General features: G+C 53.7%; 6 protein-coding genes. All 6 read left to right on the top strand.

From position 1 onward, the window contains the following. The first annotated feature begins 607 nt into the window (after window positions 1-607). The 6 genes from B212_RS0126050 to B212_RS0126025 all read left to right on the top strand — a co-directional run bounded on the left by B212_RS0126050 (window position 608) and on the right by B212_RS0126025 (window position 11,513). Window positions 608-1,594: an ABC transporter permease gene (locus tag B212_RS0126050; RefSeq protein WP_019914194.1), complete on the top strand. Its 987-nt coding sequence runs from the start codon at window positions 608-610 to the stop codon at window positions 1,592-1,594. A gap of 191 nt (window positions 1,595-1,785) precedes the next feature. Next, window positions 1,786-2,688, top strand: coding sequence for a carbohydrate ABC transporter permease (locus tag B212_RS0126045; protein WP_036668525.1), 903 nt, complete (start codon window positions 1,786-1,788; stop codon window positions 2,686-2,688). Window positions 2,689-2,739: 51 nt separating this feature from the next. Further along, window positions 2,740-4,278 (top strand): ABC transporter substrate-binding protein, encoded by a 1,539-nt coding sequence (locus tag B212_RS32465; RefSeq protein ID WP_019914192.1) that lies wholly within the window; start codon window positions 2,740-2,742, stop codon window positions 4,276-4,278. A 223-nt stretch (window positions 4,279-4,501) separates the two neighbouring features. Beyond that, entirely contained in the window at window positions 4,502-7,954 is a 3,453-nt protein-coding gene (locus tag B212_RS33465; protein WP_019914191.1) for a carbohydrate-binding domain-containing protein, read from the top strand. Between the two features lie 804 nt (window positions 7,955-8,758). Then, window positions 8,759-10,486, top strand: coding sequence for a glycoside hydrolase family 3 protein (locus B212_RS0126030; protein ID WP_019914190.1), 1,728 nt, complete (start codon window positions 8,759-8,761; stop codon window positions 10,484-10,486). After that, window positions 10,473-11,513: a glycoside hydrolase family 88/105 protein gene (locus B212_RS0126025; RefSeq protein WP_019914189.1), complete on the top strand. Its 1,041-nt coding sequence runs from the start codon at window positions 10,473-10,475 to the stop codon at window positions 11,511-11,513. Before B212_RS0126030 ends, B212_RS0126025 begins: the two co-directional genes overlap by 14 nt. The last annotated feature ends 19 nt before the right edge of the window (window positions 11,514-11,532 follow it).

Here is an 11,532-nt window from a genome sequence, read left to right as displayed (position 1 = left end):
AGACCTGGGGCTAGAGAGAGCCGGGCTGATCTGTGTGCAGAGTGATGGTAGATCGTTCAGGGGAGGCTGGAAGTGAAGAGGTGGGAGGGGGAGAGTCCGAAGGGTCGGAAGTCGGAAGGTTGGAAAGGCGGAAGCCGGATGTCAGATGAGGCAAAAATTAGGTGGAAAAAGCAACCTTATTCTGCGGAGAACCGTCCCCCAGCAAGGGTTAGTGGGAATTTGTCCACCTATTTGGGCAAATTCACTGCGTATGAAGGAATTTCGGCAAATTAGTGATACTTTTTCCCACTAAAGGCCGCTGAAGCAGAAAATCCTTCGGATTAGTGGTACTTTTTTTCCACTTCATTTCCCAGCAGCTATGGCTGCTTGTTCCAATTTCGTCGATTAGTGGTACCAAAATATAACAAAAGGAGTATGCGCATGCCTCAAGCATGACCGCAGCTCCTTTTTCATTTGAACCCATACACACCCCCAGCTCACTGGGCTCTCCAAACTCTATAGATTATCGAACTTTTATTATAGATGGCCTTATTCAGCCTGCGCCGTTCTCCGGCTACACTTAAGACAGGAAAGAGAGAGACTGCTGAAGGATCGGGAGGCGTAAGGGATGATCACTCATGAGAAAAGAGGCTTGCTGAGTACCGGGCAGAACGCGCAGGTGCGGACGGGCGCGAAGAAACGGTCCATGCTCAGGCATTTGCTGAAACACAAGGTACTGCTGCTTATGCTGCTGCCGGGGGTTATTTTCCTGCTCATTAACAACTATTTGCCGATGTTCGGGATCATCATTGCTTTCAAGAATATTAACTATGTGGACGGAATTCTGGGAAGCCCGTGGGTGGGGCTGGATAACTTCAAATTTCTGTTCGCTACGTCGGATGCCTGGATCATCACCCGCAATACGGTGCTGTACAATTTCGTGTTCATTATCCTCAATCTGGTGATTGCCGTCTCCGTCGCGATTGCCCTGAATGAGCTGAAGAATAAGCTGGCGGCAAAATTTTATCAGAGCATCATGTTTTTCCCGTATTTTCTGTCGATGGTGGTGGTGAGCTACCTGGTGTTCGCTTTTCTGAATGTTGAATACGGTTTCATTAATAAAGGCGTCCTGGCGATGTTCGGGCTGAATGAGCTGAACTGGTATTCGGAGCCGAAATATTGGCCGTTCATTCTGCCGCTGATTAACCTCTGGAAAGGGGTAGGGTACGGCTGCGTGATCTATCTGGCAGCGATTATCGGCATCGACAGTGAGTACTATGAGGCGGCTCTGATCGACGGGGCCAGCAAGTGGCAGCAGATTCTGCACATTACGGTTCCGCTCATCCGTCCGGTCATTATCATCACGACTATTCTCGCTATCGGCGGTATTTTTCGCTCCGACTTCGGGCTGTTCTACCAGACTACGCTGAACTCCGGGGCGCTCTATCCGACCACGCTTGTCATTGACACCTACGTCTATAACGCGCTGATCAACATGGGCAACCTGGGCATGTCCGCCGCAGCCGGCTTATACCAATCCATCGTCGGCTTCTTCCTTGTCCTCGGCTCGAACTGGATCGTGCGCAAGGTTGATAAGGACCAGGCGGTATTCTAAAAACGGATTAAAGGTGCGAGTAACGGAGGTGAAGTTTGGAACTGTAGGAGCGGTAGCGTCCGCCTTTATGTTTGGATTTCTACCGCAAGCAGCGGTCTCGAATCAGAGAAATCCAAACATAACAGCGGCCGGAAGTCCAAACATTCACCGCAGTTACGGCAACACCTTTGGAGTGGCAATTTAGAAGGAGGATGGAACCAGTGACCAACAACGAAATATCCAGGCCGGCCAACATTATACTCCATATTATTTTTATTATCCTGGCGATAAGCTGTCTGCTGCCGATTGTGCTGGTGTTCATGATCTCGATTACCGACTACGATTCCATTGTGCTGAACGGATATCAATTTTTCCCGCAGAAGTTCAGCTTGGAGGCATATGCCTATATCTTTAAGGATTATACCGTGATTGCAAAAGCCTACGGCGTGTCCATCTTCGTAACCGTCACCGGCACACTGCTCAGCGTATTTATCTCTTCTCTCTATGCGTATCCGATCTCGCGGGCTGATTTCAGGTACAAGGGCTTCTTCGCTTTCCTGATTTTCTTCACGATGCTGTTCGGCGGCGGGCTGGTTCCGTGGTACATGGTCTACACTCAGGTGCTTGATCTGAAAAACTCAATCTGGGCGCTAATCGTTCCGATGCTGCTGTCTCCGTTCAATGTGCTGATTATGAAAACCTATTTCCAGATGAGTGTGCCGCCCGCGCTGATTGAAGCCGCCAAGATTGACGGCGCAGGGGAACTGCGGACGTTCTTCCGGATTGTGTTCCCGCTGTCCCTGCCGGTGTTCGCCACAATTGGCTTGTTCAATACGCTGCATTACTGGAATGACTGGTTCAACAGCATGATTTTTGTTACGGATACGGACCTCTATTCCTTGCAGTACCTGATGTATAAAATGATCTCCCAGGCGGATTACCTGAGCCGCAACGGGGCTTTGATTCAAGGCTCGGCCACCGAGCTGGCCAAACTGCCGGGTGAGACCATCCGCATGGCGATGGCGCTGATCGGCATTGGTCCGATAGTGCTGGCATATCCTTTTTTTCAGCGGTATTTTATCAAAGGCTTGACGCTCGGCTCCATTAAAGGCTAACCTCGGAATTCCGATTAGCATATATTGACCATCAAGGGGAGGAAATAGACTATGGCAGGTAAAAGAGGTACGGGTCTGCTGCTGTCGCTTGTATTACTGACTGGACTATCGCTGAGCGGGTGCGGCGGAAATAACAGCAAGGAGGCTGCACCTACCGGTACAAAGGCAGAAAGCACCACTGCTCCAGCCGCTTCGGATAAGGCCACAGCCACGGAAGCAACGAACAAGCTGGAACCGGTGGAGCTGTCGCTGTATCTGCCCGGCGGGCCGGATAAGGATGTGGCTTCCGTCGAGCAGGCGATCAACGACTATCTGAAGGATAAGATCAATGCCACCATTAAAATCAATCAACTGAGCTGGGATAAACCGGCAGACAAAGTGAACCTGATGATCCAGTCCGGCGAAGTGTTCGATATGGTCTATACCTGGAACTTCATGACCAATGCCGCCAAAGGCGCGTACCTGCCGCTTGAAGAGCTGCTGGATACCTATGCCAAGGAGACCAAAGCCCAGATTAATCCGGCTTATCTTCAGGCTGCCACCGTCAACGGACATTTGTATGCGGTTCCAACGGAAAAAGAGCTGGGCCAGTCGGTAGGCTTTGCTTTTGACAAGGCGATTGTCGATAAGTATGGGTTCGATGTGAACAGCATCCAGAAGCTTGAGGACATTGAGCCGATGCTGAAGACGATTAAGGAGAAGGAGCCGGCGGTCACGCCGCTGTTCATGAATCACACGGACAGCCTGAACTGGTTCACGGTGTACCCGGACAGTGAAGACCTCGACGGCAGCAACGAAATTCCGACACTGCTCGATTACAAGACGATGAAGGTTTTTAACGAATATGATACTCCTGAAATTCTGGCACGGCTGAAGCTAATCCGGGAATGGTACAAAGCGGGTTATATCAACAAGAACGGGGCTACCGACAAAACAGAACTGAAGGACGCCGTAAAAAGCGGCAAAGCCTGGTTCACCTACGGCAATATGAATCCAACCTCGACCAATGACTGGACCCGTCTCGCCGAGAAGCCGATGATCATTAAGACCCTGCTGCCCGTACAGGTAAGCACCAAAAGCCTGCAAGGCTCGATGCTCGCCATCTCCAGAACCTCCAAAAACCCCGAGCGGGCTATGATGTTCATGAACCTGATCCACACCGATCCGGTCCTGTATAACCTGCTCACCTTTGGTATTGAAGGCAAACACTATAAGAAAGTGGGTGATAACACGGTGGAGTTCATCCCGGACAGCGGCTACAACTCCGTATCCTCTTGGATGATCGGAAATGTGCTGCTGAACTATCTGAACAAGGACGAAGACCCGAAACGGGTGCAGCTCTACACCGACTGGAACAAAAATTCTAAAGTGTCGCCGGTCATCGGATTTGTCTTCGATTCAACGAAGGTGCAGTCGCAGATTGGAGCGCTGATCAACATTACGAAGCAATATAAGAATACCCTGTACTCCGGGGAGAAGGACCCTGAACCGATCCTGAAGGAAATGAACAGCAAGCTGAAGGCCGCTGGACTGGATGCTGTGATAAGCGAAATTCAGTCGCAAATGGATGCATTTTTGGCCGCCAAGTAAGTAATTAAAGTATTAGCAGACCCGATATCCGCATAGATAGCCGCCTCCTGCCTCCTTAAGTTCAACCTGCAATGGCCGCTGCCTGGATGTCGGGTATTCCCATTCGCCGAATTAGCAATTGGGGGCCCTGTTTCTATTCTTAATAGAAGAGGGTGTTAATGTGCGAATTCAAAAAAGTACAAGTGTGCTGCTTATCCTAGTACTAGTAGTGATGTCTTGTCTCATGCCGACTGAACGTATTGTATCGGCTGATCCCCCGGCTGCAGCAGCCGTTAAGCAGGAAATTGCACCTTCCGCTGTAGCGCCGGAGCAGGTCTCCAGCCTGGTCTACGGAGAAACGCCATCGCCATCGGTAACAACTACTGTCTATGAACCGGCAGGCTTGTTATGGCAGGTGGGTGAGCCGGATAACAGCTCTGCGGAATTTACAGTGTTCAATAATGTGTACAGCGACCTGGCCCTGCCGCTGCCCTCTGAGAGCTGGAATACAGTCTCCAAAGGCATGAAGGCGAGCGTGAACGGAAGCGTTTATCTTTCATTTGATTTGGAAGCGGTTCCACAGTATGGGGCGGAATTCAGCATCAAGGTCATTGATGCCAGCACCGCCATTCCCCAGCTTGCTGTGTTCACCAACGGTCTCATAAGCGGACTGCTTCAAATTACCGGCCTGAATAACGGGGAGGTCACCCTGGAGCGTACATGGAGACAAACCTATAGGCTGTTTATTCCCAAAGAACAGCTCCATGTTGGCGAAAATGAGCTTCAACTCGTAGTTGACCGCGGCTTGTACGCTGACCCGGAGTCTCCCGGCTATGACGGCGACCAGTATCTATGGTTCGAGTGGGATTACTTCAAGCTGGAGGCCCTGAATCATCAGGCAGAGGAGCCGATACATGGACGATACGTCCATCTGGGAACGACCCTTGCCGCCTCCACCTTCAAATATGACGAGAACGCGATCCGCCATCTTGCGCCCATGATCAAATGGATGGGGATTGCCTACAGCGGCAACTGGATGCGGACCTCCTTCTGGTCGGATACAAGCGCGGGCTGGGACCCGCAAGGGCGGAACTATCTGGCTACGCTGCGTGACCTGAATCTGGAACCGATGATGAATATTATCGGAGGCAACTGGAAGAGCAATGCCGATCTGTTGAACGGAACGGTCAGTGCCGCTCTCAGAAGCAACTATGCCGCATTCGTCAGCAAATTCGGTGACTTGTACCAGTATGCGGAATCGGGCAACGAGCCGGGATTGTTCGGATGGTCCCAGAAATCTATATTGGCGATTCATGAGCTGATGGATGAGGAGCGGCAGACGAATAGCCAATCTTATCTGAAAATTGTGGCGCCCGGCTGGGCCTATTGGCCGTACAACGGAATCCCCGACGGTTGGGAGCGGGATGCCGCACAGCGCGAAGAAATTGAAGCGCTTTCAGATGTGACGAACGGACACAGCTATGGCGGAACAGGCGTACAGCCGCTGCCGGGCGGCAGCCTGTATGAGAATCTGCGGGTGTACGGCGGAGCGGACGAAGGCTTCGGCAAAAAGATGGCAATGAGCGAGACCGGCAGCAACGACAACCATTCCGACAATACGAAATACGGCACGTATGCGTATAGATTCGCTTCTGCTTTTGACCGGGAGCTGCGCGGGGATATCGGCTATGTGGACCATATTATGCAGCATGCGGCTTTCTTCAATGACGGGACAGAGTTCGGGCTATTCGCTTCCGGCATCAACTGGAACACCCACCCGTTCGAGGATACGGTGGCGGTTCCTGCGAACAGCAACGAGCAGGGCGAGACGCGGCTGAAGACGTTCCGCAGGCTGGCCGCCGCATATGCAACGCATGGCCGTCCACTCAGCTACGAGGTTCTAAATCCATCTGCCCTGAACGGGAAAAAAGCTTATTTCCGCGCAGTAGACACCTCGGCGCTGGGAACCTCAACGATAGGGGCTTCTTCAGATAAAATATTGCTGAATTTCGTAAATTTCGAAACGCAGCCGGTGACAATGCAGGTGCGGGTGACGATGCCGGACAGCGGCCCGTATGCCGGAGAGGTCTTCGGTCCAGGCGATACCTACGCTGCCGCGCACTCGAATGTCCAGCTTACAGCGACACCGGATCTTACACTGACAGTTACTCTGGGAGTGGGTGAGACCATCCAGTATATTCTGGATAAGCTGGAGACAGTAGCACCTACTGTTCCAACAAGTCCTGTGGCGGCGACAGTAAGCCATGAGCAAATCAAGCTGACGTGGGGCGCTTCAACCGACAATGACAGGGTGGTCAGCTACAATGTGTACCGGGATGGCGGGGCGACGCCGATCATGACGGTTCCGGGACGGATTAACTTTTATAATGACTATACCGTGGCTCCTGAAACGGCATACAGCTACACCGTTCAGGCTGTGGATGATTTCGGCAATGTGTCGCCTTTGACCTCTGCGGTATCAGCGACTACACTGCCTATGCCGATTACGCAGCACGCCGCAGGAGACCCGACCAAATTTGAGGCGGAAGCCACAGCCTTTGCTTCACCGCTAAAAATCAGCAACAACAGCAGCGCCTCCGGCGGAAAGGTTGTAGAGCAGACGCATGGCGGAGGTCTGACCATACAGGGGTTCTATTCGGAGCATGGCGGAAGCTACACTTTAACTATTGCATACGCTTCCAATCAGGACTCGAAGAAGAATATCCTTGTCAACGGGCAAAAGCAATCTACGGTGAGCCTGCCCACCACCGGAAGCTGGAATGCTAATATTACCGCGAGACAGTATGGCATCACGCTCCAGCCGGGCTATAACATGATCACCTTCACCTCTGGCGGGAACGGTGCGAATATTGATTACTTCAAGCTGGTAGAAGGGGCGTATGTGCCTGTATCGGCCTGGTATACCGCAGAGCATGACCATGCTTATATCGACTATACCGGCTTCACAACAGCGCCCAACGGAGTTTCTCATGTAACATATGCGCCGGATGCCACGGCTATGTTCAATTTTACCGGAATCGGGGTCCGCTGGAGATCGGATATTAAGAGTAATATGGGCAGTGCGGAAGTCTACGTCGATGGGCAATATAAGGAGACTGTGGTTATTCCTCAGGCGGGTCTTGAGGGTGAGAACAGAATCGTCTACGAGCTGACCGGCCTTGCATACGGGCTGCACCGGATTGAGCTCAGAGCTACTAACGGTCTGGTTATGGTACACGGCTTTGAATTTGAGGGCTATGAGCCGACCCTTCCCGCTCCAATGGCAGACATGATTGTGACGGATATCGGCTGGAACATCGTGAACAGCGACGGCACTCCATCCGCCCACAGCACTCCGCAATTGGGGGATTCCTTGATCTTCTGGGCCAAGGTAAAAAATATCGGAGTGCGCCCAACGCCCCTGAATACCTCGACCGGACTTGGACAAATCACCGGCGGCGCCTTCTCCGTCAATGGCGGAGTCGTCTCCTGGTCGGACACGAACAACATGGTCATCCAGCCCGGAGAAGAGATTACGCTGACGGCCAACAGCAGCGCCCAGGGCACGCCCAAGTGGACGGTTCCGACCACCGGCAATTTCACGATCAGCTTCTTCGTGAATGACATCTGGAGGTATCCGGAAATGAACAAGGAGAACAATAAGCTTAGCGAGATGCTGGGGATTAGCTTGTTCTGAGCTGGGATTGCGGCGCATATCAGCCGATGAGTTCTGCCCCCGCCCGCTGTCTGTTATGGGGTACGGCGGGTGGGGGGATAATCATGGGAGTGAGCGCCCTTCATTGCGGGCGCTCCTCCATTCTACTGTATTTCCTGCAACAGAATTTGATTCAAACACTGCGGAATTCGTTTTGATTGTACTTTCTACAGCGGAATGCAGCCGAGAGACGTCCAAAGGCCCGTTTCCGGAAAATCTGCTGCATGAAATACAGTAGATTGATATTTAGGGCAGGAAAATAGAAAATCCGCTGCACATTCTGCAATAGATTTAGATGTCAACTCGATTATGCCTAGCCGTATCGGGCGACTATGCAGTTGGGGGCAGCGTGGCTTGCCCTTGCAGTATGAGATGCAGGGGAGCAGCCAAGGCGTGCCTTTGCATGTGTGAGGTTTGGGGGCAGCGTGGCTTGCCCTTGCAGTATGAGATGCAGGGGAGCAGCCAAGGCGTGCCTTCGCATATGTAAGGTTAGGGGCAGCATAGCGTACCCTTGCTTTTGTGGCAGGCAGACTACAGCCAAAGCGGCCCCGCAGGGGTGAAGCGCTCTCCGCACACAGCAGCCCGGGAGCGCCCAACCCTCCGCCCACGCCAGCCATCCGGGTGTCCAGAGGGCCGGGGCCCTTGGGGTCCCCCTTGGCTAAGGGGGATTTAGGGGGATCGAAATTTTATAGAATTTCAAACTTTCATTATAGCTGCCTTTATTTAGAGCAGCCGGAGTTTTCGTTACACTGTGCTTAGAAACAACTATCGGGAGGAATTGTGTCCATGCGGAGGCCACTTACGAGGGAAGAGCAGGACTGGGTGGAGCGCACGCTTGCATCCATGAGCCTGAGGGAGAAGATTGGGCAAACGATGCAGGAGCATGCGGGCAGGCTTCCGTTCAAGGGGAATGATGAAGCGGCGCTTGAAGTGTATATGCAGAAATATCCGGTGGGCAGCTTTTTTATCGGCGGGGAAGTGATCCAGAAGGCTGCGGGCAAAGCGGAGGAATACCGGGACTGGACGCGGCTGCTCCAGAAGCTCAGCAAGTATCCGCTCTTGTTCTCCGGGGATTTGGAATTCGGTGCGGGGTCTGCGGTTAAAAGCTTGACTGCTTTTCCGCCGCTGCTCGCGCTAGCCGCTGCCGATGATGAGGCGCTGGCTTACGAATATGGCAAATTTACAGCGCTCGAAGGCCGTGCGGCGGGGTTCACCTGGGCGCTGGCGCCGGGGACGGATCTTTTGCTGAATTGGATGAATCCCGTGATCACTACGCGCTGCCTGGGGGATGATGCCCAGCGGGCGGCACGCCTGGCAGGTGCGGTGGTGCGGGGAATGCAGGAGCATGGCCTTGCGGCTTGTGCGAAGCATTTTCCGGGGGATGGGGTGGATTACCGGGATCAGCATATCGTTACAACGGTGAATAGCTTGTCGGAGGAGGAATGGTTCGCCACTTACGGACAGGTGTCCCGGCAGATGATTGACCAGGGCGTACTGTCGTATATGACCGGGCATATTGCCCTTCCTTGGATAGAGGGGGATGTGCAGGGGAGAAATCCCGTACCGGCAACGGTATCGGAGCGCATAACAACGGAACTGCTGCGGGAGCGGATGGGCTTCCAGGGGGTGGTGCTGTCGGATGCGCTGGATATGGGCGGATTTCTGGTGTGGGGCGATTATGAGAAAAGAATGCTGGACTGCTTCAACTGCGGTACGGATGTGCTGCTCTGGCCGGGTGTGGAGTATTTCGAGATCATGGAGAAAGCAATCGCAGAGGGCACGGTGCGAATGAAACGGCTTGATGCCAGTGTCCGCCGTATTTTGGAGCTGAAGGTCAGACTTGGTCTGCACGGTATAGATGATGAAGGACGCGACCCGCAGGCTGTTCCGCTGCTGAACGACAAATTGCCGCTGAAGCTCGATACGCAAGCAAGGAGACTGAGCCGGACTCTCGCAGAACGCTGCATCACGCTTGTCCGCAACCGGGGGGAGCTGTTGCCTCTGAATCCGCAGACGACCCGCCGGGTGCTGGTCATTCTGCTGAACAAGGTGACGGAAGGACGCAAATATGAGCGGATGAATGTTTTTGTTGATCTTTTGCGGGCGAGAGGGCTGGAGGTGGATATTCTGGATGAATTTGAGCCGCTGAATACGCTGCGGAAATGGGAGCTGTCGGGGATGCGGTGGGATGCGACTTTTGCGCCATTTTTCCTGCCTCTGCACGGCATGATGAACACGGCCCGTCCGGTGGGCGAGGCGGCCAAAGCCATCTGGGCGATGCAGCAGGCGGAGACGATCAGGCCGATCGGGGTTTCTTTTGCCACGCCGTATTTACTCCAGGATATGCCCTTCCTCGATGCGCTGGTCAATGCTTATTCGCTGCATGAAGAGACGGTGGAGCTTACGGTCAAAGCGCTGTTCGGCGAGGCTCCTTTTCAGGGAGTGTCTCCGGTAAAGGCGGACCCGCAGGGGGATTATTCTGGTACGAGGGGGCATCGGCATGGTGAACACTAGGCGGATGCTGGAGGAAAGGCTGGACCTGCTATTCCAATATATGATTGCGCAGCGGCATCAGGGGAATTGGGGGATGGATATCGGCCACTGGGATTGGGTCCCGGGGGTTGGCTTGATTTCTTTGCTGGAATATGGCGCAGTCTCCGGGCAGGGGAAGGTAGTTGATTATCTGCTGCGATGGGTGAACCGGAACAAACACAAGGCCGAAGGGGTAAAAGTGATCAATTCCCTGGCTCCGTTCGCCCTTTTCCCTGAGCTGTATCGCCTGACAGGAGACCGGTGGTTGCTGCAAAAGGCCGTGTCTACCGCAGATTGGATGCTAAGCGCTGCCCCCAAAACGCGGGAAGGGGCACTTGAGCATACCGTCACCGAAAATGTGGACTTCCCGGAGCAGGTATGGGCGGATACGGTATATATGGCAGGGCTGTTCCTGGCGCGGCTGGCCGGATTGACCAGAGAGGCACGCTTGGCGGATGCGGCACTGGAGCAGACCTTGCTTCACCTGCGGCTGCTGCAGGACCCGGCAACGGGGTTGCTCTTCCACGGCTGGAACAGCCGCGAGGGGAACCATATGTCGGCGGTCCGCTGGGCGCGTGCCAATGCCTGGATCACCTTGGCGGTTCCGCAGATTGTGACGGAGCTTCAAGGTGTGACTGAAGTTCCTGACGAGCTGTACAGCCGGTATGCATCGCTTGCGGCGGGTTTACAGTCCAATCAGGCGGCAAACGGACTGTGGCATACGGTACTGGACAGACCTGATTTTGTGCAGGAGACTTCGGGCAGTGCAGGGATTGCCTGCGGCTTCATCAAGGGCGTAAAGTGCGGCATGCTGGAGCCTTCTTATCTGGACAATGCAGAGCTGACCGTCAAGGCCATCCTGCCGCTCATTGCCGCGGACGGTGAAGTAAGCGGGGTATCCGGCGGCACTCCGGTTATGCCTTCGGCAGAGGCTTACAATGAAATTGCCGTCTACCCGACACTATACGGGCAGGGGCTGGTGATGCAGCTTTTGACACAGGCACTGTAGCTGGATTTGAAAGACAGCC

The sequence above is a fragment of the Paenibacillus sp. HW567 genome, assembly GCF_000374185.1.
GTDB lineage: Bacteria > Bacillota > Bacilli > Paenibacillales > Paenibacillaceae > Paenibacillus_AQ.
This window is presented reverse-complemented; position numbering and strand designations above follow the sequence as displayed.